22 protein-coding genes and 1 pseudogene are annotated in these 25,582 nt (G+C 60.8%); 19 read left to right on the plus strand and 4 right to left on the minus strand.

The annotated features are described in order from the left end of the window. Positions 1 to 10: 10 nt before the first annotated feature. Positions 11 to 1,969: a heparinase II/III family protein gene (locus O7A61_RS11715; RefSeq protein ID WP_337129916.1), complete on the minus strand. Its 1,959-nt coding sequence runs from the start codon at positions 1,967 to 1,969 to the stop codon at positions 11 to 13. 172 nt (positions 1,970 to 2,141) lie between these two features. Here O7A61_RS11715 and O7A61_RS11720 point away from each other — a divergent pair, with 172 nt between their 5' ends. After that, complete coding sequence (locus O7A61_RS11720; RefSeq protein ID WP_337129917.1) at positions 2,142 to 3,404, plus strand: glycoside hydrolase family 5 protein; 1,263 nt, start codon at positions 2,142 to 2,144, stop codon at positions 3,402 to 3,404. Positions 3,405 to 3,622: 218 nt separating this feature from the next. Here the strand turns inward: O7A61_RS11720 and O7A61_RS11725 are convergent, their stop codons facing one another. Together O7A61_RS11725 and O7A61_RS11730 are read right to left on the minus strand one after the other, a co-directional pair. Further along, entirely contained in the window at positions 3,623 to 4,915 is a 1,293-nt protein-coding gene (locus O7A61_RS11725) for a glycosyltransferase (protein ID WP_337129918.1), read from the minus strand. Beyond that, on the minus strand, positions 4,912 to 6,120 hold the full coding sequence (locus tag O7A61_RS11730; protein WP_337129919.1) for a GNAT family N-acetyltransferase: 1,209 nt from the start codon (positions 6,118 to 6,120) through the stop codon (positions 4,912 to 4,914). Before O7A61_RS11730 ends, O7A61_RS11725 begins: the two co-directional genes overlap by 4 nt. Positions 6,121 to 6,425: 305 nt before the next feature. Between O7A61_RS11730 and O7A61_RS11735 the strand changes: the two genes are divergently transcribed. The 14 genes and pseudogenes from O7A61_RS11735 to O7A61_RS11800 all read left to right on the plus strand — a co-directional run bounded on the left by O7A61_RS11735 (position 6,426) and on the right by O7A61_RS11800 (position 22,685). Then, entirely contained in the window at positions 6,426 to 7,802 is a 1,377-nt protein-coding gene (locus O7A61_RS11735; protein WP_337129920.1) for an oligosaccharide flippase family protein, read from the plus strand. Positions 7,803 to 7,849: 47 nt separating this feature from the next. Next, on the plus strand, positions 7,850 to 8,182 hold the full coding sequence (locus O7A61_RS11740) for an acyl carrier protein (protein WP_337106329.1): 333 nt from the start codon (positions 7,850 to 7,852) through the stop codon (positions 8,180 to 8,182). 2 nt (positions 8,183 to 8,184) lie between these two features. Next, a complete protein-coding gene (locus O7A61_RS11745; RefSeq protein WP_337129921.1) occupies positions 8,185 to 9,390 on the plus strand; it encodes an acyl-CoA dehydrogenase family protein in 1,206 nt (401 codons plus the stop codon). A 1-nt stretch (position 9,391) separates the two neighbouring features. Further along, the gene (locus tag O7A61_RS11750) at positions 9,392 to 10,315 is read left to right on the plus strand and encodes an amino acid--[acyl-carrier-protein] ligase (RefSeq protein ID WP_337129922.1); all 924 of its coding nucleotides are present in this window, start codon (positions 9,392 to 9,394) and stop codon (positions 10,313 to 10,315) included. Position 10,316: 1 nt separating this feature from the next. After that, on the plus strand, positions 10,317 to 11,312 hold the full coding sequence (locus O7A61_RS11755) for a DUF1839 family protein (protein WP_337129923.1): 996 nt from the start codon (positions 10,317 to 10,319) through the stop codon (positions 11,310 to 11,312). Positions 11,313 to 11,353: 41 nt separating this feature from the next. Further along, a complete protein-coding gene (locus O7A61_RS11760; protein WP_337129925.1) occupies positions 11,354 to 13,864 on the plus strand; it encodes a glycosyl hydrolase 2 galactose-binding domain-containing protein in 2,511 nt (836 codons plus the stop codon). Positions 13,865 to 13,923: 59 nt separating this feature from the next. Beyond that, positions 13,924 to 15,612 (plus strand): alpha/beta fold hydrolase, encoded by a 1,689-nt coding sequence (locus O7A61_RS11765; RefSeq protein ID WP_337129933.1) that lies wholly within the window; start codon positions 13,924 to 13,926, stop codon positions 15,610 to 15,612. Between the two features lie 109 nt (positions 15,613 to 15,721). Continuing rightward, on the plus strand, positions 15,722 to 16,048 hold the full coding sequence (locus tag O7A61_RS11770) for a hypothetical protein (protein ID WP_337129926.1): 327 nt from the start codon (positions 15,722 to 15,724) through the stop codon (positions 16,046 to 16,048). A 312-nt stretch (positions 16,049 to 16,360) separates the two neighbouring features. Beyond that, on the plus strand, positions 16,361 to 18,283 hold the full coding sequence (locus O7A61_RS11775; RefSeq protein ID WP_337129927.1) for a GumC family protein: 1,923 nt from the start codon (positions 16,361 to 16,363) through the stop codon (positions 18,281 to 18,283). 70 nt (positions 18,284 to 18,353) lie between these two features. Next, the gene (locus O7A61_RS11780; protein WP_337129928.1) at positions 18,354 to 19,685 is read left to right on the plus strand and encodes a VpsF family polysaccharide biosynthesis protein; all 1,332 of its coding nucleotides are present in this window, start codon (positions 18,354 to 18,356) and stop codon (positions 19,683 to 19,685) included. A 199-nt stretch (positions 19,686 to 19,884) separates the two neighbouring features. Further along, positions 19,885 to 19,962 (plus strand): annotated as a pseudogene (locus tag O7A61_RS11785) (L,D-transpeptidase); the annotation flags it as partial. Positions 19,963 to 20,152: 190 nt separating this feature from the next. Continuing rightward, the gene (locus tag O7A61_RS11790; protein WP_337129929.1) at positions 20,153 to 21,265 is read left to right on the plus strand and encodes an alpha/beta fold hydrolase; all 1,113 of its coding nucleotides are present in this window, start codon (positions 20,153 to 20,155) and stop codon (positions 21,263 to 21,265) included. Positions 21,266 to 21,348: 83 nt separating this feature from the next. Then, the gene (locus O7A61_RS11795) at positions 21,349 to 21,873 is read left to right on the plus strand and encodes a hypothetical protein (RefSeq protein WP_337129930.1); all 525 of its coding nucleotides are present in this window, start codon (positions 21,349 to 21,351) and stop codon (positions 21,871 to 21,873) included. A 110-nt stretch (positions 21,874 to 21,983) separates the two neighbouring features. Next, on the plus strand, positions 21,984 to 22,685 hold the full coding sequence (locus O7A61_RS11800) for a hypothetical protein (RefSeq protein ID WP_337129931.1): 702 nt from the start codon (positions 21,984 to 21,986) through the stop codon (positions 22,683 to 22,685). A 283-nt stretch (positions 22,686 to 22,968) separates the two neighbouring features. Here the strand turns inward: O7A61_RS11800 and O7A61_RS11805 are convergent, their stop codons facing one another. After that, positions 22,969 to 23,259, minus strand: coding sequence for a hypothetical protein (locus O7A61_RS11805; protein WP_140502754.1), 291 nt, complete (start codon positions 23,257 to 23,259; stop codon positions 22,969 to 22,971). A gap of 611 nt (positions 23,260 to 23,870) precedes the next feature. Here O7A61_RS11805 and O7A61_RS11810 point away from each other — a divergent pair. From O7A61_RS11810 to O7A61_RS11825, 4 genes are all read left to right on the plus strand, one after another. Further along, positions 23,871 to 24,353, plus strand: coding sequence for an Hsp20 family protein (locus O7A61_RS11810; protein ID WP_140711422.1), 483 nt, complete (start codon positions 23,871 to 23,873; stop codon positions 24,351 to 24,353). A gap of 67 nt (positions 24,354 to 24,420) precedes the next feature. Next, positions 24,421 to 24,867 (plus strand): hypothetical protein, encoded by a 447-nt coding sequence (locus O7A61_RS11815; protein WP_337129932.1) that lies wholly within the window; start codon positions 24,421 to 24,423, stop codon positions 24,865 to 24,867. 46 nt (positions 24,868 to 24,913) lie between these two features. Next, positions 24,914 to 25,213 carry a DUF982 domain-containing protein gene (locus O7A61_RS11820; RefSeq protein ID WP_027144010.1) on the plus strand — a complete coding sequence of 100 codons (300 nt, stop codon included), beginning with the start codon at positions 24,914 to 24,916 and terminating at the stop codon, positions 25,211 to 25,213. A gap of 200 nt (positions 25,214 to 25,413) precedes the next feature. After that, on the plus strand, positions 25,414 to 25,582 hold a 169-nt coding region (locus O7A61_RS11825; protein ID WP_442921064.1), incomplete at its 3' end, for a helix-turn-helix domain-containing protein.

Consider the following 25,582-nt stretch of genomic DNA (forward strand, 5'->3'; position numbering starts at 1 on the left):
CAAGTAAAGGTCAGGTTAGCAAACCGATCAGCAATCTGCTTTGCCACCGCATGCGGTGGCCAGGCACCTTGAAAACAACGGTTGCCGCCTCATCGAGGAGCCCGAATCCAGCCGACCGCAGACCGCGTCCGGATGCTTGGTCGCCGCGTACAATCTCGATCTCGGCGCTTTCGGGCGCCACGATGCTGAGTTCCGACCGGCCGTTGCGGCGTGCCACCACACAATTGCCCTCGATCGACACGCTGAGTTCCGGCGAAATCAGGAAAGCGATCTCGACCGTCCCGGACGGCTTCGTGCCAACCAGCCGGTCCGTGATCAGAAAACCCTCGGCGGTTTCTTCTATATCCCGATGGTGAATGACGCCGAAGCGCCTCATGTAGCCATCATGCGAGGCGGATACTTTCAGCCGGGACGCTTGCGACCTGGCGTCCAATGTTGCTTGGGCACGCCGTGGCATCCAGTTGAAAGCACCTGACGGCTCGCTTTGGCTGACGCCGTCCATTGTAAGGGTATTGTGTACGGCGCTGACCCGGAAGCGCCGGCGACTTTCGCCTTCCGAGTGATAAAGATGCGTGCCCGCATCGACCAGCAGCGGCAGACCATCCAGCGAGAGCCATACCGCGAGCGCGTCGGCGTGGCCATGTGCGGCCAAGGCGCCAAACCCAAGCGGTCCGTGATCGAAGACAAAATGGACACGGCGGCCCTTTATGGCACCGCGCCGGATGGTATAGCCGCCCTCTTCAAGGGTAACCGCGCCGTCGGCAGGCGCTGGCGTCAACGATGGGGTGGCGAATACAGCATCCCGCCAATGCGGGTCGCGTATAGCGGGTCCGAGTTCGGGCTGATCCAGAAAACCGGCAATCGCGCCGACGATGGACGCGACATAACGCGGCTCGTCGCTGCCGAATGCCAACAGGACCCGGCTCTGGTCGTCATCGCCGATCAACGGCGTATGGCCGGCATCATCGAGAAAGAAGTTCAAGGCGCGGGCGGCTTCAGCCATGCGCTTACGTGCGGTTTCTGTGGCGCCGCCCAAGACGCTGAAGCCGATGAGCAGCATTTCGAGCGTGAAAGCGCTGTAGGCCGGCGACTGCTCCTTGCCCACGCCGTCCTTATGGAACAGGGCCAGCGCTCTGTCTTCAAGATGCGTCCGACCGTGTGTCAACCAGCGTGAGGCGTCGGAGTGGTCCGGCAGCATGCGCGCGGCAAGCACAAGGCCCATCGCCTCGGCGACGAGGTGATTGTTGGCCGAGGAATGGAGTGAGGGAAACCTGGCGAGCCAGAGGCTGTGAGCGCAGACAAAGGATGCCAGCCGCTCGCCGGCAGCCCGGTCGATCCATGGATCGAGCGACGCTATGATGATGGACAGCGAGATCAGCCTATAGCCGGCCTCGATGCCTGAATACCAATTGATGCCGCGGCCGGGAACATTCGCTTCCATCCACGAGAAGACGGAGCCGAGTATGGCGTCGGCAAGGCTTGCGTCGTTTTCCCGGCGGGCATGGATTGCCGGCGCCGCCAGAAAATGCAGCCGGTTTGCCTCGGCCACGTACTTGACGTCTCCATGCTCCTCGCCGAAGCGGAAATTGATGTCGAAGGTCGATCGCTCGGCGCCAGGCCAGCTTGCGCCACTCACCGGGTCCAGCCGCCAGATCACCGGATCGACCCGGCCGCTATTGTCCAGCATCGATACAGGCCAATCGCGATTGAGCAGTCTCAGCCGGCCGGCGCGAAACGCGGCAGCGGCGGTCTGCAGTTGCTGTGCGACGGGCAGCGGCAAGTCCGCTTCGAACAGGGGCGCAAACAGCGGCAACACCTTGGGTCGCGCACCGGCCGTTGCAAAGTCGGACCAGTTGTGGCGCTCGCGCCGCGCGCGCCTGCGCTCCAACTGCTCACGAAACCGATGACGGACCTCGCCATGTTCCATCACGGCAAGCCGTCGTGCATACCAGGTCAAACGTCTCAACATGGAGCAGATTCTAACGGACTGCCATTGCTTTGAGATTAACATCAGCAGGCTATCGGGTAGACGGCTCCGCTAACCTTAATCGGCATCTTTGTCGCGTTGTCCTCGCGCGCACCGGCCGGGTACCGTATCTTTATAGGCGCGGGCTTGCAGGGCCTCGCAGGAGCGCCGCCATATGGAATTCTCACGACGCCAGCTTCTGTCAGCTTCGATTGCCGCGCTGACGGCCCTGTCGGTGCGTGCTGCCGCGGCGCCAAAAACGAATTCCCGTTTTCAACACGGCGGTTCGATCCATACAATGATGAATTGGGGAGCGTTGCGCGACGGCGATCCACAACACTATCTGGCGCGCCCGTTCGAAACGGCCCGAAACGCCTTCCCAGCCGAATTGGTGCGCGATTTTGCGCAGGCCGGATTCGACTTTATTCGACTCACCTTGGACGTTGGCCCGTTCATTCAGTTGCAGGGCAGCGACAGGGACGCGCTGGAGCGGAAGCTCATGGACAATTTGCAACTCTTCCAGGAGCTCGGGCTTTCGGTGATCGTGGATTGCCATCCGGTCGAGCAGGTGCCGGCCTATTCGGTTCAGTCAATCCTGGCGGATCTGGAGGTGCCGCTTTTTGCTCAATACACCGCGATGATCAGCCGGCTGGCGGCTCTGCTGGGTGAACTGCGGTCGGAGCGGGTCGCGCTGGAACTCATGAATGAGCCGGTGGTCGGGGAGGCGAGTCATCGAACCCAGGTCCAAGTCTGGGGCGCGGCGCAGCTGGTTCTGCACGATGCGGCGCGGCGGGCGGCGGTCGATCTGCCGATCCTGCTGACCGGCGCCGACTATGGCGGCATCAGTGGGCTTACGGATCTGGATCCATCACCATTCATCGATAGCAATACGCTGTTTTCCTACCACTACTACATGCCACTCAGCTTCACCCATCAAGGCATCGATTTTGGGACGCCGGACGCCCCCTCTTCGCCCTACGTCGTCGATCTTCCTTATCCTTACGACGCTGTCTCGCCCGACGAGATATCGGCGAAAATAGAAGCTCGCATTGCCGCCAACACTGCGCTTGACCAGGCTGCAAAGATGGCTGCCATGGCCGATGCGCGTCGGATTCTCGATGGTTTCTTGGCCGACGGCTGGAACCGCGCCCGCATCGAGAAAGACTTCGTGCGTGTGGCGAACTGGGCAGATCGTAACGGCATCGCGAGGAATCGCATCGTGATGGGCGAGTGCGGGGTGACGCGGCGCGATCGGATTTTCACGGGAGCCGAGCCGACCTATCGCCGGGCCTGGCTTTCGGATGTGACAGGCATTGCGCAGACGCAGGGATTTGGCTGGGCGCTCTGGGAAATCAACGGCCGGGAATTTGGTATTCAGCGGGCCGACGACAACCGGATCGATCCTTCGATCGTCGAGGCATTGGGGATGCCAGGCTAATGCATGTCGCCCGGAAGTGTCCTCGGTTCCGGGATAACGACATGCATAAAATCAGAAGCTTACGGCAGGTCGACCGAGTCCTGTCCGCCGCGACATGCTGAAAGCAATCGCCGCCTTGAGACCGCCGCAGCGATGCTTGCCAGCACAATTCCAGGAGAAGCTCGGGTCCGTCCAAGATTGTGTAAAAACAAGAGTCAGAGCCTCAACTCCCGCGACCACTATCGGGCAAGCAGGCTGGTATAGACGCGCTCAACTTCGTCTGCCAGACGGGCGTAGTCACGGTTGGCCTTGACCCACACGGGCCCTTTGGCGGCCATCGTCCGGGCCTTTACCGGGTCGTCGAACAATCGCGCGACACCTTCCGCGATTGCTTCGCCCGAAAATGCCGTGACGATACCGGCGCCGCTGCGGTTGACCACCTCGCTCTGATCGTAGTGGACGGTGGCAACGATCGGCCGTCCCATGGCCATATATTCAACCAGCTTTGTGGGCGTGGCGACCTGCTGGGCCGCATCCATCTCGAACGGTGACAGGCAGACGTCGACACGCTTTACCCAGCCCAGCGCCTCGACCAGGGGAAGACGTCCGGTAAAGATCACCCTCTCGGACAGGCCGAGCCTGTCGAGTTGAGAGGCAAGTTGTTCACGCTCGTGCGCCGCAACGGCCCCAATGATCACCAGCACCGTGTCGTAACCGTTGGCTACCAGCAGGGCCAATGCCTCGAATGTCAGGCGGGTGGTCAGGTTCAGAACATCGGCGCACATATAAGCCATGCTCTTTTTGCCGATGAGCCGCGGGTCGTCAGTGGCAGGGATCGACGCGGGATTATAGCGCTCAACCGTGACCCCCATCGGTATCGGCGTCATCTTCTTCGTCGGTATGCCTCGTTCGGCAACGCGCTCAAGCATCCTTTTCGATTGGACAATGACATGGTCCGACAGCGGCAGCACGACCCGGTAGAAGAGGGCGCTGCCGATAACGGCATAGGCAAGTCGAACAAATCGGGCCGGCAGACTCATGGGCACGAGATTGTGAAGCGCGATACGCATGCGCGCTTCCAGCACGGGATAGCTCATCCAGAACACGAAGGGCGTACCGGAGATCCTGGCCGCGATGCCGTACACGATGCCCCACAGCGGCTGATCGCGTATCTGTATCAGGTTGTATTCGCCACGCGTTGCCCGCCAAGCCAGCTTCAGGCGAAGCCGGGTTTCCGCCATCATATAACGGAGCGAACCGAATTTCTCCGTCATCTGGCGACGAGCGATATAGAACCGCTCGGCGCCGCGCACGTCGACGCGTTTGGGACCATCCGTGTAAGGCCTCAGGCTCCAGTCAATCGTCAGCCCACGGCCAACCAGATGGTTTGAAAACAGTTCCACCAGATCGACACGGAATGCCGGGTAGTCGTCTGGCGCCACGAACAGGACGCGGACTCCAGCCAGCGGACTTTGCTGTGGCGATATCACGTCAGCGGTCGCGATGGATTGTTTCGAGGCCAAGACCGTCATCTGTTCCCTGCGACCGCATGGCGCGCCAAATATGCCCTCAACCATTTAAGGCGCTGCCACAGAAATGGGTTTCGACGCAGTTGATCCGTCGCTGCCCGACCAAGCTGGATCGCCGCGATAGCGGCTTTGCCGCGTGATGTGAGCGGCACATAGGCATCATCCAGTTCATGGATGACGTCACACCAATGGGTCTTGAAGTCTTCGAAGCCGACGCCCAGGTCATAGGCGGCCATGCCGCGTTCGCAGCACTCCGCGATTTGCCTGAAAGTCAGCACTTGGCCCGGACTTTGTGGCGCCAATTCATCCCTGGCGAAGGTCATGAAATATACGTTGACCCGCTTGCGATGTATCGCCGAACCGATGACGGCGCAGATCTTGCCGCCCACCCGAAGCTCCGCCATTTCCAGCAACGGCTCGCTCATGTGCCGGGAGCGATCGAGAAGGTCGCGGAAGAAATCCGTCACCCCTGGGGCACCAAAGCTGTTGAGCTGGCCTTGCTCGGCAAGGCGCAAGGCTTTCTGTTCGAAAAAGAAGTCGAGAGCGGCATTGCCGCGCTCGAGAGACCGAACCGTGCCGTATTCCAGCACGCCTGCCTCTCGCATTTTACGCTCTTTCGATTGGATTTTGCGTTGGCGCGAACCGCCGTTTCTTTTCTGCAACACAGCCGCAAATCCCCCGGCAAGAGCGAAGGAGTAGCCTTCCGTATGCGATGGGCCGCGCGACAGCGCGGCGAGCGGCTGAGCCATGTCGTCATGGATCCTGGGCATTCTCCTGAGCACCGCATAGTCCACTCCATCGAGCGCGGCGCGCAACATGGCTTCAATCTGGGTGCGCCTCATGCTGGCCATGACCGCCGCGGCTTCGTGGCTCCACAGGCCGAAATTGTAGCTGGAGTGGTTTCCGCCGATCCAGGTCGCGACGCGAACGGGTCCGAACGTCGAGGTCGCCAGCGGGAGGATGAAGGCCGGACTGCCGTCGAGCCGCCCCAACACTACGGCTGGCGTGGCTTTCTCCTTTGGCAGCACATGCCGGGCGTAGGCATCGACCCAATCATAGCGCTGAAAGATCGTTGCCACGCCGGTCGACTCGAGTTGGCGCCATTCGCGCTCGATATCCGAAGGGTTGGTAAAAGCCGCGACCTCGAAACGACCACAAGGTCTGTCGGACCGGACAGCCTGTGCCTCTCCATCGGCTGCCGTGTTCAACCGTGAGTTCATTCTCGCGACCCTTGGCGCCGGCTGCTGGCAATCTGCGTTGAGAAAACTGTTGGGTATGCATGCCAGGTTCCAAATCTACTTTATCCCGCACGACTTAAGGAATGGTCTAGCAATCCTCTATAATACCTCAGACAGACGTTCTTCATACCCTATGGATCGCGTTTTCTCGGGCGGCGGAGAGGCAAGCGCAGAGAGTTCGTTAACCTTTCGAACCGGTCGCCTCGGCGGTAATCGCTTAGCTCATACATTCCTGTTAGCGATCGGCGAGAATTATCCAATCGACAGGACGAGAATTGATTGCGTCGCTCAGAACATTGATCGGTCGATCCGCAGACATTCGGGTATTCAGCGCCGGGCTGCTCTGGTCGACCTTTGGAACGGTGATCGTTCGGCTGACGCCGATGATCACCACCATTTTGATTTCACACTGGTTCGGCATTGAATTCGTCGGCAAATTCGGAGTGACCTACGGCACATTGATGTCGAGCAGCCTGCTGGCATCCGCTGGTGTGAGCCTGATGGCCACGCGCAATATCGCCGCCTACTCGATAAACGACCCCGCCACGGCGGGCCGCCTGGCCGGCATGGCATTCCTCCTCACCGGTGGCGCCGCGGCATTGATCGGCCTGATGATCTTCCTGTTCGCGCATGAGATCGCCGGTCGGCTGCTGAAGCAACCGGAGCTCGCTTTCTATCTCCAGATCATCGCGCCTGTGATTGTAGTCAACGCGATGAACACGGTCCAGACGGCCATCCTGAGCGGTATCCAGGCCTTCAGGACCATCGCTCGCCTCAACGTGATCTTTGGTGGATTGATGATCACGCTGGTGCCTGTCGGGCTTTACTTTTACGGCCTCTCGGGCAGCTTTATCGCCTTGGGCTGCGCTTACTTGGGTGGATGCCTCATCGCCTATCCGGCCGTAGTGGCAGCGCTTCGGCGGCGCGGTATTGAGATTGCGTTCCGGGAGGCATTTTCGCAGTGGCGGCTGGTTACACGCTATGCGGTGCCGGCGCTGCTTGCCAGCCTGCTGTACGAGCCGGTGAACTGGATCTGCACGGCGATGGTGGTCAACAATCCCGACGGTCTTGCCCAGGTCGGCCTGTACTTCATTGCCATGCAGTTGGAGACGCTGCTGCTGTTCGTGCCGCAGATCGTGGTGCAAGTGGTTATCCCGATGCTGTCGACCGGCTTCGGCGAGGCCGACCGCCGGCGTGTGATCAACGTGCTTGGCATGGGCATCGGCACCAATATAGCCATAGCCATAGGCTTCGTCGTGGTCATGATGACCTTCGGCAACTGGTTCCTTGTGCTGTTCAAGCTCGATCCCGCCCAGCACTGGCCGATTTTCATGATCGTGGTGCTCGCGGCCGCCATGATCGCCGCCGCCCTGCCGCTCGGACAGGTCCCGGTGTCCTCCGGTTATATGTGGACCGGGCTTTCGATCACGGCTGGATGGGCGCTGACATTCATCATCGCAACGTGGTTTCTGCAAGATCGCGGCGCTCTCGGCATCGTTATAGCCCGCGCGATCGCCTGGTCACTGCAGACGGTGGTCTATATCGGGTTCACCCGCTTCGCCATTGGCCGGACGTGCGGTGAAAAGGGCACGTTGCTTCGCGATCGTGACCTTTCCACTGCGCCCGCCAAGTCGGCATCCTTGGATGCCTGATGGTGCGTCGGGGTGAAACATTGGCATTATAATGGATCTGGAAGTCGTTGGTTAAGCATAATCGCGGATACGATTTCGCATTAACTGCGCCGCTAGAGTTGAAGCGTATCTTCCAGACAGGGAGACTTGGACAGATGATCAATCGTATTCGTGCACTTTTCGCCCGCAACGAGGCGCTTTCATTCAACATCGAAACACTCTCCGATCATGACAACCTTTATGATGCGGGGATGACGTCGTTCGCCTCCGTCCAGATCATGCTGGCGATCGAGGAGGAATTCGACACCGAATTTCCAGAGGAAATGTTGACACGGCGCACATTCGCCTCGCTTGCCAACATCGCCGAGGCGGTCTCCAAACTTGCGAAGCAGGCAGTCTGACCATGAATGTCGCGAAAGCAATTGGCGTCGCCCCTGCCGGCATGCACAGTGACGCCCCAACGGCGCGCATGGCCCGTGTTGCCGAGGTTGCGGCCAAGGCGGCCGATTCCGTCGATCGCGACGCCCGTTTCCCCCACGAAGTCTTCGATGCATTGAAGCAGGAAAGCCTTCTTGGCGTGGCTGTGCCGATTGAATTCGGCGGCCAGGGAATGGGCCATGCCGCTGTTGCCGACCTGATCGTCCAGCTGGCGCAGGCCTGCGGTTCCAGTGCGATGATCTATGGCATGCACCAGATTCAGATTGCGAGCTTGGCCAGCCATGGGACTGGCAGCGAATGGCATTGTGCCTACATGCGTCGCATTGCCAGCGAGCAGCTGCTGATGGCATCCGCTACCTCCGAGGCGGGCATTGGTGGCGATCTTCGCAATTCTATCTGCGCGCTCAACGTCATCGATGGCCGCTTCTCGTTGACCAAGGACGCGACCGTGATTTCCTACGGCGCCTTTGCCGACGCCATCCTGGCCACAGCGCGCCGGGCACCGGACGCAGCCGGCACCGACCAGTCCATGATCGTCATACCCGCCGACGCCAACCGCACGCTGGAGCGCAAGTCCGTTTGGGACACGCTCGGCATGCGCGGCACCTGTTCCGACGGCTTTCTGCTGACCGCAACCGGCGATGCCGCGCAGATATTCACCAACCCGTTTTCGGAGATCGCTGCCCAATCAATGCTGGCGAGTTCGCACATCTATTGGGCAGCGACATGGTTTGGCATTGCGGCCGATGCCTTCGCGCGTGCCCAGGCCTTCGTCAAGCAAGCCGCCCGCAAGCAGCCAAACCTGACGCCGCCAGGCGCGCTCCGCCTGTCGGAGGCAGCCGCCAAGCTGCAGGAGATGAAGGGACATCTCGTTGCCGCCATCCGCCGTTTCGAGATCGCCGAACGCAATGAGGACGATCTCTCCTCGATAGGCTTTGCCGCTGAAATCAACGCGCTGAAGGTGGCCGCGAGCGAAAAGGCGGGCGAAATCGTGCGGCTCGCAATGCTGATCTGCGGCATCCTTGGCTATAAGAACGGCACTCCGTTCAGCGTCGGCCGGCATCTGCGCGACATCACTTCGGCTACAGTGATGATTTCGAACGACCGCATTCATGCGAACACGTCGACGCTGCTTCTGATGAGCCGCTTCGATGCCAGACTGGGAGGTTGAGATGGATACCGGGACATTCACCTCAAAGGACCTGCTCGACAAGCTGTTCGATAACGGCATCCTGTTTGAGACCGGCGTCGACGGCCTCTATGGCCGCTCCGGCATGTTCGAGGAAGTCATCGAACGTTTCGAGCGCCTGGTCACGCGCCTCGGCGCGGTCGACAAGCCTACCCGTATCCACTTTCCGCCAGGCATGAGCCGCGCGACGCTGGAAAAAAGCGGCTACATGAAAAGCTTTCCGCAGCTTGCCGGGTGCGTGCACTCGTTCATGGGCGACGAGCGCGGCCATGCCAAGCTGCTTGGCATGATGGATGCCGGCCAGGACTGGACCGAACTGCAGCAGCCAACGGAGTTGGCGCTGACGCCTGCCGCCTGCTATCCGCTTTATCCGACGGTCGCCGCACGCGGACCGGTTCCGATGGACGGTCTCCTGTTTGAACTCTCATCCTATTGTTTCCGGCATGAGCCATCGCAGGACCCGGCCCGCATGCAGCTTTTCCGAATGCGGGAATTCGTCTGCATCGGTACGGCCGATCATGTGCATGCGTTTCGCCAGAGCTGGCTTGAGCGTGGCAAGGCGATGATCGAGTCGCTGGAGTTGCCTTGTGAGCTGGATCTCGCCAACGACCCGTTCTTCGGCCGCGGCGGCAAGATGCTGGCCAACAACCAGCGCGACCAGGGGCTGAAGTTCGAGCTGCTGATACCGGTGAGCAGCCAGGAAAAGCCGACGGCCTGCCTGAGTTTCAACTATCACCAGGATCATTTCGGCCAGACCTGGGGATTGAAGTTCGCCGATGGCAGCCTGTGCCATTCGGCCTGCGTCGGCTTCGGCCTGGAACGTGTGGCGCTGGCGCTGTTTCGTCATCATGGCCCCCACGTTAATGCCTGGCCGCCGGCTGTCCGCGCGGTTCTCTGGGATGCCTGACATGAACGCCGTGATCCCCGGTCTCGACCCGGCGGGCTACAGGCCGCATGAATTGCACAGCGCCGAACGACGCTGGCCGCAGACAAATTGCTACGTCGACCTGTTGATTGAAGTCATGCATGCGACCGGCCATGACCCGGTGGCCGCGCTCGGCTTTACCCTTGCCCAGGATTTCGAAGGCGATCAGTTCACTTTCTTCAAGTTTCCGATCGCCGATCTGCAGCGGCTTGCGGGTCTCGATATCCAGGAACTGGCGATCTTCGACCGGCTGGAAACGCATGTTGCGACACAGATCGACCTCGGACGCCTGCCGCTGGTGGAAGTCGATGCTTTCTACCTGCCCGACACAAGGGGAATCACCTATCGCGCGGCCCATTCCAAGACGACCATCGGTATCAATGAGGTCGATCCGCGGACGCAGCGGATGGTCTATTTTCACAATGATGGTGTCTTCGCGCTGGGTGGTGAGGACTATGAAGGCATCTTCGGCGGCGCGGACCTTGCGAGGGCCGGCTCGTTGCCGCTGTTTCCCTACGCGGAGTTCGTGAAATTCGGCGTCACGCAGCCGCCGGAAGATATGGCACGAGCAGCCGCGACACTGCTCTCACATCACCTGTCACGCCGCCCGAAGCAGAATCCGTTGCGATCCTACGCTGCTGCGTTCGGCCGCCATGTCGAGATGCTGGTCCACCGCCCGCCGGAGTATTTTCATATCTACTCCTTCAACACGTTGCGGCAGCTAGGCGCGAATTTCGAGCTTCTCGGCAGCCATCTGGAGTGGCTCGGGAAAGATCGCCGCGAGGGTTTCGAGCAAGCGGCCAAGGCCGCCGGCGATATCGCCGAAGGCGCCAAGGTCATGCAGTTCAAACTCGCCAGGGCCATGGCGCGCGGGCGTTTCGATGGCCTGGAGGCAACGCTGGAACCGATGGCCAGCGCTTATGATGTTATCATCAACGTGCTTGACGCGCGCATGGCAACCCTGGCGGAGGCGGCCTGAACGGCGAGCGGAATTCGCCTGCCGTAGCCTGGATCAGATCCATGACGACAGTGATCTCCGTCGCCGATTCAGCTGAGTTGCTGGAAGCAGGATGGCAGCTTGCCCTGACGCCGGCTGGCGCATGGCGCGGGCCGAGCGATGCTGACCCTTCGGCAACATGGCTGAGCGCCACATGTCCTGGTACCGCGGCGGCGGCGCTCGAGGCGGGCGGCCTTTGGGATCGGCAAGCACCGATGCCATTGCACGACAAGGACATCTGGTATCGCTGTCGCCTTGAAGCCAGCGGGCCGGTGCGGCTTGTCTTCGAAGGCCTTGCGACGATTGCCGAAATCTACATCGACGATCGATTGGTCCTTGTCTCCACCTCCATGTTCGCGCCGTGTCAGACGTCGCTGACGCTGAAAGGCGGCGAAATGCTTGCCATCGCGTTTCGCAGTCTTGACGCCTATATGGACGGCCTCAAGGGTCCGCGGGCCCGCTGGAAGGCGCGCATGATTGACGATCAGCGCTTGCGGCTCGTTCGCACGACCCTGCTTGGCCACATGCCGGGCTGGTGCCCGGCCTTCGACGTCGTCGGCGCATGGCGGCCGGTTCTGCTGGTGCGCGAGAATTTGGCTTCGCGCGTCGCTAACGTCGACATGCGTTCCGATCTCGAAGGGACTACAGGCAAGCTCGATGTCGAGCTGACGCTCTTCACGCCGCTTGTCGGTGGCGAAACCGCCTTTATCAGCTGTGCCGGAAAAACCGCGACGCTCATCAGCGATGGCGAGAAGCTGAATGCGCGCCTTGACATCGCCAACGTCGCGGCTTGGTGGCCGCACAGCCATGGAACGCCGGATCTTCATGGTGTCAGCGCTACCATCGGGAGTAACGAGGTAAACCTCGGACGTGTCGGCTTTCGACGCCTGGAGCTGGATCGCGGCCGTGACGGGCGCGACTTTCGGCTGATCGTCAACGGCATCCCGGTCTTTTGTCGCGGCGCGGTTTGGACACCGTCGGACATAGTGTCCTTGGACGGGAGCGCGGCGCCGTTGGATGCCGCCTTGCGCCTGGCGAGTGATGCCGGTGTCAACATGCTGCGTGTCGCCGGCCCCTTCGTCTATGAATCCAACGCCTTTCATGCCCTGTGTGACGAACTCGGCATACTCGTCTGGCAGGATTTGATGCTGGCGAATTTCGACTATCCCGCCCGGGATGACGAATGGTGCGCTGCGCTGGCGGCGGAGGTAGAAGCATTGCTGCGACGATTGCGGCACTCGCCTTCGCTTGCTGTGATTTGCGGCGGCAGCGAAATCGCCCAGCAGGCGTCGATGATGGGAATTCCAGCGTCCATGGACCCGACGCCATGGTTCGACACGGTGGTGAGGCCGCTTGCGGGCGCCATTAGACCTGATCTCGTGCAGGTTGCTTCCTCGCCGCATGGCGGCAGCCTGCCCTTCACCGCTGAAGCCGGACCGGTGCATTATTACGGCGTGGGCGCTTATTGCCGGCCGCTGGAGGATGCACGCCGTGCCGAGGTCCGCTTCGCCAGCGAGTGTCTTGCCTTCGCCAACGTGCCGGATCAGGAGACGCTGGACGCCTTCCTGCCCGTTGCGCCCGTGCATGACCCACGCTGGAAAGCCGCGACACCGAGGGACGTTGGAGCGTCTTGGGATTTCGAGGATGTACGCGACCACTATCTGGAAAACGTCTTCGGCGTCGACGCCCGTGCGTTGAGGCTGCAGGACGGTGCACGCTACCTCGACCTCTCGCGTGCCGTGACGGCCGAGATTGTGGAGCGCACGATTGACGAATGGCGCCGACCGGCCTCGCCGACGGCGGGTGCACTGACTTTGTTCTGGAAAGATCTGGCCGTCGGCGCCGGCTGGGGCGCGATCGATGCGACCGGCCGGCCAAAATCGGTTTGGCATGCGATGAAGCGGGCCTTCCATCCGCTGCGCCTGATCCTTAGCGATGAAGGCTTGAACGGCCTCCATGTGCATGTGATCAACGATGGACCGGACTTGGTTGAAGGCAGGCTCACCCTGACCTGCCTGCGCTATGGTTTGACACCGGTCGTCACAGGCAAACGCGAGATCGCGGTTGCGGCGCATGATGCCGTGACGGTTTCGGCCTTCGAGCTGTTCGGTGCGTTCTTCGATATCTCTTACGCCTACCGCTTCGGTCCGGTTGCGCATGAGTTGAGCGTGGGGCAGTTTACGGATTCGCAGGGAACCCAGTTGGCGGAAGCCTTCCATGTTCTGCCCAATGTCATGACGAAACGGTGCGATGTCGGCCTTCGCGCCAGGATCGAACCTGGCAGCGATTGCTGGCGGCTTCGGCTCGCCTGCGACAGGGCCGCGTATTATGTCCATGTCGGCGGTCCCCATTATCGGGCCGAAGAGGATTATTTTCATCTGTTGCCTGGTCGCGAAAAAACAGTGCGGCTGGTCGCGCTGACGGGCGCACCGATGCCTACCGGGACCGTTACAGCCCTCAATGCGCAACGACCTGTTGTTTTCGACCTGACCGAGCCGTTCCCTAAAATGGGTGCAGCCAGGGGCATTTCGTGAGGCCGATCGTTTTCGAAAGGACTGTCGGCTGGGTTCACCCCGCAGGGGGCAGCCGGGGCGTGGTTATAGCGGGCGCGCACGGTTTCGAAGACCTTTGCAGCCGGCGTTTTCTCACATTGATGGCAAGGCGGTTGGCCCAAGCTGGTCTACCCGTTCTGCAATTCGACTATCCAGGCTGTGGAGATGCCACCGGCGATCACACCGAGCCCCATCGCGTGGCTGCCTGGGTGTCGAGCATCGAGACGGCGATAGGGCGGCTGAAAGCCGAAACCGGCGTAACCGATGTGCTGGTGATCGGCTTCCGTCTCGGTGCTCTCCTTGGTCCATCGGCCATAGTCGGACGGGATGACGTTGCCGGTCTGGCACTGCTTGCGCCGCCAATATCGGGCAAGGCCTATGTGCGCGAGATGGCAGGCCTGGCAAGAATGATCGACGCAGCCCTGCCGCCATACGGCACTGAGGTCGAGCCATTCGACGGCATCGAAACCGCCGGCTTCAGGATGAGCGCCGAGACGATCGCGGATCTGCGGACGCTTGAGTGGCGTGAACTCGCCGGTTCCTTGCGCCAGGATATTCTGCTTGTGACGACACAACCCGCCACGTCGCATTCGGCGCTCGCCGAAGGCGTGGCCGCAGCCGGTGGCAGCGCGCGGATCGAGACGTTTGCCGGTTTTGCCCGGCTGATGAGCAACCCGACCGCCAACGACATCCCGCAATCCACCCTTGAGATGGTCGTGAGGTGGGCAGTCGAGCGCCGAAAGCCCGTCGGCGCGGCTTCCCACGAGCCGGTGGCCACCGCGCCAGTGTTTCTGGCGGAGGGTGGATATAACGAATGGCCACTGGTGCTCGCGCCCGCGCCGGAGATTTGCGGCGTGCTGTGCATGCCTGCCCAGGCCAAGCCCCAGGGACAGGTCGCCCTTATCCTCAATGCCGGCGCGATACCGCATATCGGTTGGGCACGTGGCGCGGTCGACATGGCGCGTTCACTCGCCCGAGATGGCATAGCCTCGCTGAGGGTCGATCTGCCGGGCCTCGGCCAGAGCGGGACGCCGGACGAGAAGCGGCTGTTTCTCTACGATGAGCGGGGCCGCGATGACATGCTGCGTATTGTAAACTGGCTCGAGCAGCATGGATTTGATCAGGTCAGCGCGATCGGCACATGCGCCGGGGCCTATCAGGCGTTCCATGCCGCGCGTTTCGATCGCCGTATTGCCTCGCTGACCATGGTCAATCCATTGTGCTTCGCATGGAACAGTTCATATGCCCTGGACATGGAACTGTCGAAAGTCAGGGACAATGCGCGTGGCTCACTCAAACCAGAGGACGGCGCCGGCGGGGCGGATGTGGCTGAGCCGCATTCACACGGAACGGCCTTGAGATCACCGCGCTTGAAAGCGCTCCTGTCCAGACTTGGCGGGCGCGCCCTGCGCTTCGGCCTGGAATTGTCGAAATCCACGACGTCCAACTTTTGGCGCAGGCGCGGTTCGGGAAGCCAATCCGTGGAAACCTGGATGAAAAATCTGACCGCGCGTGGAACGCGCGTCTTGGTGGTAAGCGCCGAAAACGATCGGAGCCTGGATGAAATTGCCCGCCACTTCGGGCCGGACGGCGAGCGTTTGAGGCGCATGCAAGGTGTCACTCTCGTGCGTCTGGATGCCGCCGATCATACATTGACGCCGGCCCATGCACGCTCTCGGCTTGTCGAGCACGTCACACAGTTGTTAAGCCCCGCCGCCGATGGGCGGTAGGGACTTGGGGCCTGCTCGGCGGCCAATCGACAGCCGGCACTTTAATTCTTTATTTCCCAAACTGGCATACCAATTGGGAGAGGCTTTTTATCTTCATGGATATCGCGGAATGTCCAACGCGCGAAACACAGCCGCCAGGCCGGGTGAAAACTCAGATTTGCCACCGTCGAGCGAGAAAAAATTGAGATTGCTGTCCTTGATCACCAATTTGCTGCACAAGAGGAGCGGCAATCTAGCGGCTTCACAGACCGGCGTGATCTACGGGGATGACGATTTTGCCGGCTCGCCTGCCAGACTACGGCTCCTCGACCCACTGGAACTGGACTACTTTCCTCATGACAACGAGATATTCCAAGACAGGATGAGAATACCGCTGAAACAATCCACAGCATTCATGCCGAGCTCGCCGAACTGCACGCCAGCGTGGCCGAACTGATGCAATCTTCAAGCAACGGACAAGCTAAAATTGCAAGTCCAGCCTATGCCGGACGGGGATTTTCGAAGGGTGCTTCCACGGATTACGGCACGATTGAGGAACCGCATGCGGCCTCCCCTTGGGAGCATATCCGTCGCTGACCAGATGTAAGTCAGATCCCGGACTGAGACCTCGCCCTGACCGGCGTCTTCCCGATGAGGGTGGCTCCGGCATCGCGGCTGAGGGATATCCTGTAACCCGATATTAAGCATATCCGCGCATGGATTATTGGCGATATGCGCACGATGATTTTAGTGCGGTGGAGACGAGACTATGGCGACCTCCATGGGCGGCATTTCACGCGATCGATCTGCCGCCAGGCGAGCGCAGGTCGATACCTCGGTGGATTTGCTCGGCCTTGCCGATACGCTAATCCGCCGGCGCTGGATCGTTCTTTCGTTCACGCTGACCTTCGTCGCATTGGGACTGTTGGCGTTGTTCCTGATTTCGCCGCGGTATACAGCGACGTCGCGCATCCTTATCGACCCGCGTGAGCAGCGGGTCATGCAAAACGAGGTGGTGCAGCAAGGCTTCGGCTCCGACATGGCGCTGGTGGAAAGCCAGATCGAGGTGATCACCTCGGAAGCGGTGCTCAAGCGGGTTGTCCAGAGCAGCGGTCTTGCCAAGGATCCCGAATTCATATCCGCCATCAAAAGCGGGCAAGATCCCTCAGTCGTTGCGCTTGAAGCGCTGGCGCAAGCGACCAAGGTCGTGCGGCCCGAAAACACTTACGTGCTTCAGATCAGCGTCACCAGCAAAGAAGCCATCAAGTCGGCTCGTCTCGCGAACGCCGTGGCTGCCGCTTATTTGGGCTATCAGGCCGAAACGACTTCCGGTACCGCACGCGACGCCAGCACGTCGATCCGTGACCGCCTCGCACAATTGCAAAGCGAGTTGAATAGCTCGGAGGAAGAGGTCGAAGCCTTCAAGCGCGACCACAATGTTTCGGAATCGGACGGACGATTGCTCGGCGATCGCGAACTGACGGACCTTTCGGCTCGCCAGTCGGCTAGTGCTGCGCGAGTCAACGAAACAAAGGCCCGGTTCGAGGTTATGCAGGCCGCGCTGAAGACGCGCGGAGATGTCAGCACGGTCATCACCGGTACCGACAGCGCCATGGTCGACCTGCGCACCCAGCTTGGCGAGGCGCAGCGAAACCTGGCCGAGCTCCAGCAGATCCTCGGACCACGTCATCCGCGCGTCACGGCTGCCGAAGGGCAGGTTATGCAAGCTCGCGCGACAATCCGTGCGGAAAGTGAGCGGCTGGTGCAAGCCGCGCAAGACGACTATCGCGCAGCTGTTGACACCCTGAACAAGGTCACCGGAGACCTAAATGCCGCCAAGACAGCTTCCTTCGATACCAACCAGGATCTGATCAAACTGCGTGAACTTGAGCGCAAGGCGCAGTCCAGCAAGGTCGTCTACGAGGCGTTTATGGTCCGCGCCAAGGAAACCGCCGAGCAGGAAAATATTTCGCCGCCCAATGCCCGTATCATCGCTGAAGCGGCGGTTCCAAGTTCGTCCTCGTATCCACCTAAGTTGCCGCTGCTTATCGCCGCCGGACTGTTGGGCTTGTTCATAGGCGTCTTTGCCGCGATATTGCGGGATCTGGCTGCCGGCGCGCCCGCCGCGCGTCCTCAGGCTCAACCTTTGGAGCCTGCCAAGGCGGACATCACCGGCGGGCTTGTAACAGTCGTCTCCATCCATGATCCCGCCCTTGCCCGTCAGGCCGCGTTCGAGTTGGCGCGAGACGCAATGGCGGCCGACCAGAAGGTCATTTTCATCGATCTCGCGTCTGATGCACCTTCCGACATAGCCGGACTTGCAGAACTAGCAATTGGTGAATCCCCGGTCGCGAAAGCGATCCGGATCGGCCGTAAATCGGGACTTCAGATGCTCAACGCCGGGCGCAAGGATACTGTCGCGCGCCTGTCGCCCGGAAAAGTGGACGCGGTCCTTGGCGCGATAATTCAGGAATATGACCACATCGTTGTCAATGGAGGGACACTCGAGGCCAGCCCCGGTCCCATGGCCGATGTGATTGCCGGATATTCCAGCCGGTCGGTGCTGGCGGTGCGGGACGGTGTGTTTGGTCCACGCGAACGCCAGGCTTTAAATGCGTTGGCCGGCGATGGCGACATGGATGTTTCGGTGGTGTCGGTTGAGAAGGACGTGGCTATCGATCAGGCCGCATGAGGTTCCCCTGGCCAAGAAATTGCGTCGCGGCGAAAGGCATTCATCGGTCCGACGCGGCCACTGAAAGTCAATGACAATGGGATCAATAGAGTATCGGCTGAACGTGGCTGATTTCCCTCTAAAGGTGCAAGGCGACGCTGCGTCCTGGCGGCAGTTGGTCGATCCGCTCATTCTGCTGGCCACGGTACTTTTATTCTCCCTATCAAACTATGCGCTCGACTTTCTCGGCATCCCGTATGATTCATCGAGCGGGTCGATCGTCACCAAGATCCATCCGGCAACCTACACATTTGGCTTGGCGCTGGTCCTAGCGGTGCTCGCCAATCGAAACCCGGTCGGCTACGCGGTCTCCCTTCTCGTTCGTTGCGCCGGATCGACCAGCCTGCTCGCCGCTTGCCTGCTGCTCTGGTACTTCATCTCCCGTTACAAGCCCGATCAATCCGCCTCCTTCGTGATCGACGCGCTGATGGTCGCAGCCGTCATTACCATGCTGTTTTGCGACTCGGGCGAGAAGCTGCGGCTTTATGCTGCCCGTTGCCTTCACATGCTGATGGTCCTCAATTGCCTGATTGCGATCACCGAAGGCTTGACGTCGTGGCGACTGTTTCCCTTCATCATTGAGGATCGGGTCCAGACCTGGGATCATCGGGCCACGGCATTGCTTGGCCACCCGCTTGCCGGTGCGCTGGTCACTGGCGTCTACGCGGTGATCCTGATGACTGTGAAAGATGTTCGCGGGCTGAGCCCGCGCTGGCGCCTGCCCATCATACTCCTGTGCATGGCGACGATGCCGCTTCTCGGCGCCCGAACCTCGTTTGCTGTTGTCTATGGCGTGGCGGCGGTGATGGGCCTGCTCTTCATTTTGAAGCTGATGCGCGGCGGCGCGATTTCAGTGCGCGCATTGCTCGCCATTCTCGTTCTTGCACCGCTTGGCGTAGTCGCTGTCGCGGCAATGTACCAATTCGGCTATTTCGACAATTTCCTCGCGCGTTTTACCAATGACAGCGGCAGTGCGGCGACTCGCATTCAGTTGTTTCGCCTGTTCGACAATTTCGGGCTGCGCGAACTGCTCATCGGATTTAATCAGGACGAGCTGGAGACCAGTGTACGTATAAACGGCCTCAGCGAGGGTATCGAGAACGCGTGGGCTGGCCACCTGTTGCGCTATGGTCTCGTCTTCTCGTCGGTTCTGTGGCTGGGCATCTTGAGCTGGTTCATCGAGATGCTGCGGGTCGGCGGCCGTGGCGCGATCCTGCCGCTCTTTTTCGCATTGCTGATCAACTCCACCAGCGTCGGCATAAGCGCCAAGACGACGATGCTGACCATGCCGGCCGTGCTGATACTGGCCCTTGTGGCAAGGACCAGAGCAATTCCAGGAAGAGCAATTCCAGGAAAGGTGTGAGCGGTTTCCGTCCGGAATTGCTTACGGAACCACTTATCAGAAGCCGGTCGCAGCGGCCGGGCGGCGAGGGGAGCGCGCCGACCCCTCTGAGCGAAGCAGTCCGAGCCCGTATCCATCTCAAACGCGGCCGCACATATCCCTCAACGCAAGTCTGCTGCCTCCCAGCGGTGCCGAAGTTTACATTTGCGCGCCCGATGTTGCCGGGCCCAACAATCCTGTCGGATCGGTCTGGATCGATCTGTCCATTGAAAATTACGGGATTCACGGCACGCCCGAACGAGGCGCGAGTCCGGCGCTCAGCGCTTGATTGTGAAGTTCTACTTCATAGCTCATCGACGTTATCGCCAATAGTCGATCGCAGGGAGCGGCGGTACCTCTGCCGTGGAAATCTGGACTCGCGCCGCAATTCGAGAGCCTGCGACGTCGTCGATGCTCCAGATGCGCGACGGTCAAGAGAGAGACACACAATGGCAGACGCGACATTTTCCCGACGCGAGGTGCTCTTGGCAGGGGGCGCGCTGACAGTCGGCGCTACTCTCGCAAAGCCACTTAAAGCCGCTGCCGCTCAACTCGCCGTAGGCGGCCCAGAGCCGACGTCGTGGGTGGATCCGACGATGCCCGACGTTAGGCATCGCATGATCGAGACAAACGGCATCCGGCTGCACGTGGCCGAACAGGGGGAAGGTCCGCTTATCATCCTCTGTCACGGCTTTCCCGAATGCTGGTATTCTTGGCGGCACCAGCTTGGCGCGCTGGCGAACGCCGGGTTCCGTGCAGTAGCGCCCGACTTGCGCGGCTACGGGCGGAGCGACCGGCCGGAGGATGTGGAGGAATATACGATTCTCCATAACATCGGCGACGTGGTGGGCCTCCTCGACGCCCTGGACGCCAGACAAGCCGTGATCGCCGGCCACGACATCGGTGCCGCGATAGCATGGCAAACAGCGCTTCTGCGCCCCGATCGTTTCCGGGCTGTTGTCGCGCTCATCCCGCCGTTCCGCTCGCGAGGGTTCGGCGACTCCGGGCCGCCGACGACGCTGATGCCACACACCAAGGACGCCCTGTTTTATCAACTCTATTTCCAGACCCCGGAGGCTGAGGCGGCGCTCGAAGGCGACCTGCGTCGCACCTTCCGTTCCATGTTCTACTCGCTCTCGGGCGACAGCCCGCCACCGGCAGGCGCCGGGGGATTTGCCGCCGGAATGGTGCCCCGGAACGGAGATTTCCTGACCAATCCGGTGTCGTTGCCTTCCTGGGTCAGTGAGGCCGACATCGATATCTATGTCGAGGAATTCACGCGCAGCGGATTTCGCGGCCCTCTGAACTGGTGGCGCAACATCGATCACGGTTGGGAGCTCATGGCCGCGTTCAGCCAGGCGGTGGTGACTGTTCCGGCGCTCTACATTGCGGGCGAACACGACATGATCGTGGAGCTATTTCAACCGATCATCGCCAAACAGTCGGCAATGGTTCCCAAGCTCCGGCCCGCAGTCATGCTGCCGGGCTGCGGTCATTGGACCCAGCAAGAACGTGCGCCGCAGGTGAACGCCGCAATGATCGACTTCCTTCGGACCCTTTAGTCGAGGAAGGCTGCTCGGCCACCGAATGCAACGTTCGAGGCCGCCGGCGGATTGACGAACGAAACCAGCTTATAGGAGCTCACATGTCGCCGCAAACCGTGTTCCTAACCCATCTCGTCCTGGGGTATGTCCCGTGGCTGCTTTTCTTCGGCGCGTACATCTGGCCAAGGCTCAACGCGATGGATCACTTCGATGCGCAACGAGCTATTGCGGCCGTGCACAACTTCCGCGTCATCGGGCTTGCCTTTCTCCTTCCCGGCGTCGTCGGCCCCAACCTGCCTGGCGGCTTCGCCACGTTCGCGGCCTATGGCAACTTCGCGACCGGGGCGTTATCCATGCTGGCGCTGCTCGCGATCAGGATGCGTCCGCTGTTCTGGCTGTTCGTGCTCGCCTTCAACCTTGTTGGGGTGGCGGACATTGCCCTCGACTCCTACCACGCGGTCCAGGTCAATCTTCCTGCAGTCGCGGGCGAGCTCGGCGCCATGTACGCGTTCCTGATCATCTATATGCCGTTGCAGATGATCTCACATCTCACCGCATTCTATCTGCTCGCGCGTTCTCAGTTGAACACCGTTTCGTCCGGCGTCGGCGATGCGGCCGGGTCCTAGCGCTCTCCGCTTTCTGTGCTTCGTGATGGCTCGCCAACCCGCATCGCCGCGAAAGCCACTGTATAAGCTCATACCCGCGCGGGACTGGAAGGAGCATGGTGTCAAGATCGATGAAAGCAACCGCACTCGCAATCCTTCTGATTGTGACGACAGCCGCCGGCCTCGCGGTCGCATATCCCACGGCGGCCGCTGTAGCGTGCCCGAGCTGCCTGGGGTTCAAAAAGGCCTCGGGTCAAGTCTATGTCGAGGAGGGGATGACGCCTCAGCAGCAGGCAGCAGCGCTTGAGACAATCGCCATCGCTCGCGAACGGCTTCGCCAGTTCTACGGGGCGACAGAAAGTAATCCCGAGATCTTCGTCTGCGGTTACGACAATTGTTACCGCAAGATCGGCGGAGGCAAATCGCGCGGCATGGCTGTCCTCAATCTCGCGCTGTTCCTCTCGCCCGAAGGCGTGACCGTTACCATTGCATCACACGAGATGTCGCACATCGAACTTCATATCCGGATCGGGCTGATCAAGACTTTCCGTCGTGATGTGCCGCAATGGTTTGATGAGGGCGTTGCGGTCCTGGTTTCGGATGACGACCGCTACCTGAAGCCAGTATCATCGCCCGATCGTTGCCTGGTTGAACCGGATGGCGCGCTGCCGACGACGAGGAGCGCCTGGATTGAAAGTGCGGCATCGGCCAGCCTGTACGCGAAAGCTGCCTGCCGGGTAAGCAGGTGGATTGCAGATCACGGCGGCTCCCACGCCGTAACGCGGCTGTTAGAGAAAATCGTCGCGGGCGAATCCTTTGAGATGGCCTATTGATCGCCTTTTGCGCCCCTGCTGGAAGGTCACTGCCGGGATCAGCAGCAGACCGCCACCGCCTGCCGACAGCGTATTGAGGTCCAGGCCATAGAGCCCGCGCCGCAGAGCAATACCAGTTGGAGCCAGTCCATCGGGCAGAAAAAACGTGCCGCGCGCCTGGCCAATTCCGGTCAGCGGCTGCGAGTGACGATCAACCTTCGGGCGGTGCAGTCCGCTTAGGACCCGAGGGCGGCACTCGCCGATGATGGGTGCCGCCTTGCGCGTTCGCCAGGCGACAGGGCTGTTACCGGGCTTTGGCCGATGGTGCCGTCTTACCCTGAGTCACCGACGGCGGGGTCCTGAGTGAGGCACCGGTCTGCGTATCAGTGGCCGGTACGGTATGCTCGTCGCCCGACAGCGGACTGCCCTGGCCCGGCACGGCGTCGGCCGTCGGCGCACTGTTGTTTATGCCGTTCATGAACGGCTGGCTCGAGGTCGTCAGGCCGCCGGCCGACGTGGCGGTGAAAAGGTGATCGGCTGCCGACGCGGGGCCGGCAAGCAGCGAAAACGCCGCAATGACGATGAGAGTTCGCATAATGGATACTCCGATAACTGCCTGTCCGATGCCGGCCTTACGGTGGCAGGGACGGCCGTCCCTTCACGATCCCAACGCCGCGCTTCTCGCTGCGTTCCCGATAGTTTCGTTTTCGACGCAAAGAAATGTCTTTCACTGGTACACACCGGCGTGCGGCTGCAGAGCGAGCTCAGGCGCTTTGTGAGCGTGGATGGAGAGGCGTCCGGATTGCACGTTGAGTTGCCCGTGAGGTTGCGCCGGTCTTCACCGAGCAAGTCCGCTCCGCACGCCGCGCGGCTGCTTAGAACCCTCTCATCACGCGAGAGGTGGCGGGGCGTGTGCAAGACCGCTCCTGACCAGAGGCCGAACCTGGCGCGCACTTGCACGGGCAGGCGATCCATCACAGAAACCATATTCCCGCTTCGAACCGAACGCTTCGCCGCAAAATTCGCCGCGAAAGTCGGACGTATGTCGATCATGAACGACCGTGGTGCCGCTCCGAAAAAAATTCGGGCGACCTCTTGAACAAGAAAAACGCGATTCCCAGATCGTTTTCCGTCGAGGCTTCGGCTCGACATAGTTCGTCGCGGCGGCGCTGCCGCGACCCATGTTGCTTCACGGAGGATATGGCTATGAGAAGCTTTGATTATTCCCCTCTATACCGCACCACGGTCGGCTTCGACCGACTGTTCGACATGCTCGAAAACGGCGTGCGCTCCGACTGGCCTCCCTACAATATCGAGAAGAATGGCGACAACGATTATCGTATCACGATGGCCGTCGCCGGCTTCGGTGTTGACGAAGTCGAGCTTGTGCAGAACGGCCCTGAATTGTCCGTGACCGGACAGAGGAAGCCCGATCAGCAAAATCGGGAAATCCTCCATCGCGGCCTTGCGACAGGAAACTTCAAGCAGGTGTTCAAACTTGCGGACCACGTCAAGGTCAAGGCGGCCAATATCCATAATGGCCTGCTGTCGGTGGACCTGGTCCGCGAAGTGCCCGATGAACTCAAGCCTCGGCGCATCGAGATCGGCTCCGAAGCCAGAGCGGTTCCGCTTCAGGACAGCGGCAACAAGCAGTCCATAGATTCAGAGCCGCAACGCAAGGTGGCCTGATACCGGAACCTCAGTCTGTGGTCCGCCTCCCGGCTCGGCCGGGAGGCACAGATCGCGGAGAATGGAGATGAGATCGCAAGCTTACTGTTTTCATGAATCCAAACTGGCTGATCACGTTGCGGGATTCGCTGCCGTGCGTACGCCGGAGGACGTCCTGAAAGAAGAAATGACGATCGACGAAAAGAGGGCTTTGCTCGCCTTCTGGGCTTCGGACGCCAATGCGGTTCCGGACAATCCCGGCCTACGCCAATTGGACAGCGGTGCCATTGCGCAGTTCAGCGAGATTCTTCGTGCGCTCCACACCCTGGACGAGATCGGGCGCAAGCCGCCGGCCGGGCCACCGGTTGAACGCAGTCCGCCTTCAGACCGACGTCGCAACGAAGCCAGGCGGATACGGTACCCCTGGCGAGATGACGATGACGATGATCCGCCGCCGGTCCCCGCGTATGCCGGCGTTCCGCCCAGATGTGGGGATGGCGGCATGTTCGCGGAGCCTGAGCATGCCGTCTGGTGAAAACCTGAATCGGCAAACCAATTCGTTCAACCGAATGGAGGACTACATGGACGACAGGACGTTCGATCGACCGGTGTTGGTCAAGGATGGCCAGTTCATTCAAGAAATAGGAAGTCTTGAGGATGCCTTCGATTTCCTGGACGAGTGGCCGCGGGAGCGGCGGGGCCCGATTTTCGAAACGGCTTTCCGGGCTTGCCAGCGTGCTTACGATGGCCAGATACCACTGTCGGTCGCGCGCGATGCCGTCGCTGGCTTCGCGAGATCCGTCAAGATCCTGCAGGAGCCGCTTGCTCCGCTGCCCTGGATGAGTGGTACCAAATCAGGCCGCGGTGGGATAGCCGCCTAGCTGCGACAACGGCAGCGGCACTGCCCAGAGGTGTCGCTGCCGCAGCTCCGTACGGGTTAGCCGACCAGTCACAACCACGGCAAACCCACTACGTCATGTGTGGTGCCCGCGTAGAGTCTTTGGTGCCCTTCCCGAGAGATGGGTGACAGTTCATTCCGGATAGATGGGTTACACTTTCGGCCCTTTGCAAGGAGAGCAAGGTGCCTTGGAAGGAGTGTAACGTCATGGATGAGCGGCTGAAGTTCATCGCCCGGCTGCTGGACGGCGAGAAGATGGCCGTGCTTTGCCGGGAGTTCGATATCTCGCGCAAGACCGGCTACAAGATCCTCACGCGCTACAACGACAGCGGCCTGGAGGGGCTGACGGATC

This window comes from Mesorhizobium sp. Cs1321R2N1 (genome assembly GCF_037179725.1).
GTDB classification, from domain to species: domain Bacteria; phylum Pseudomonadota; class Alphaproteobacteria; order Rhizobiales; family Rhizobiaceae; genus Mesorhizobium; species Mesorhizobium salmacidum.

Bases quoted from the DNA above. Each gene is read 5' to 3' on its own strand.
- O7A61_RS11715 (WP_337129916.1), bottom strand. From the start codon at position 1,969: ATGTTGAGACGTTTGACCTGGTATGCACGACGGCTTGCCGTGATGGAA.
- O7A61_RS11720 (WP_337129917.1), top strand. From the start codon at position 2,142: ATGGAATTCTCACGACGCCAGCTTCTGTCAGCTTCGATTGCCGCGCTG.
- O7A61_RS11725 (WP_337129918.1), bottom strand. From the start codon at position 4,915: ATGACGGTCTTGGCCTCGAAACAATCCATCGCGACCGCTGACGTGATA.
- O7A61_RS11745 (WP_337129921.1), top strand. From the start codon at position 8,185: ATGAATGTCGCGAAAGCAATTGGCGTCGCCCCTGCCGGCATGCACAGT.
- O7A61_RS11750 (WP_337129922.1), top strand. From the start codon at position 9,392: ATGGATACCGGGACATTCACCTCAAAGGACCTGCTCGACAAGCTGTTC.
- O7A61_RS11755 (WP_337129923.1), top strand. From the start codon at position 10,317: ATGAACGCCGTGATCCCCGGTCTCGACCCGGCGGGCTACAGGCCGCAT.
- O7A61_RS11760 (WP_337129925.1), top strand. From the start codon at position 11,354: ATGACGACAGTGATCTCCGTCGCCGATTCAGCTGAGTTGCTGGAAGCA.
- O7A61_RS11770 (WP_337129926.1), top strand. From the start codon at position 15,722: ATGTCCAACGCGCGAAACACAGCCGCCAGGCCGGGTGAAAACTCAGAT.
- O7A61_RS11775 (WP_337129927.1), top strand. From the start codon at position 16,361: ATGGCGACCTCCATGGGCGGCATTTCACGCGATCGATCTGCCGCCAGG.
- O7A61_RS11780 (WP_337129928.1), top strand. From the start codon at position 18,354: ATGACAATGGGATCAATAGAGTATCGGCTGAACGTGGCTGATTTCCCT.
- O7A61_RS11790 (WP_337129929.1), top strand. From the start codon at position 20,153: ATGGCAGACGCGACATTTTCCCGACGCGAGGTGCTCTTGGCAGGGGGC.
- O7A61_RS11795 (WP_337129930.1), top strand. From the start codon at position 21,349: ATGTCGCCGCAAACCGTGTTCCTAACCCATCTCGTCCTGGGGTATGTC.
- O7A61_RS11800 (WP_337129931.1), top strand. From the start codon at position 21,984: ATGAAAGCAACCGCACTCGCAATCCTTCTGATTGTGACGACAGCCGCC.
- O7A61_RS11805 (WP_140502754.1), bottom strand. From the start codon at position 23,259: ATGCGAACTCTCATCGTCATTGCGGCGTTTTCGCTGCTTGCCGGCCCC.
- O7A61_RS11810 (WP_140711422.1), top strand. From the start codon at position 23,871: ATGAGAAGCTTTGATTATTCCCCTCTATACCGCACCACGGTCGGCTTC.
- O7A61_RS11815 (WP_337129932.1), top strand. From the start codon at position 24,421: ATGAGATCGCAAGCTTACTGTTTTCATGAATCCAAACTGGCTGATCAC.
- O7A61_RS11820 (WP_027144010.1), top strand. From the start codon at position 24,914: ATGGACGACAGGACGTTCGATCGACCGGTGTTGGTCAAGGATGGCCAG.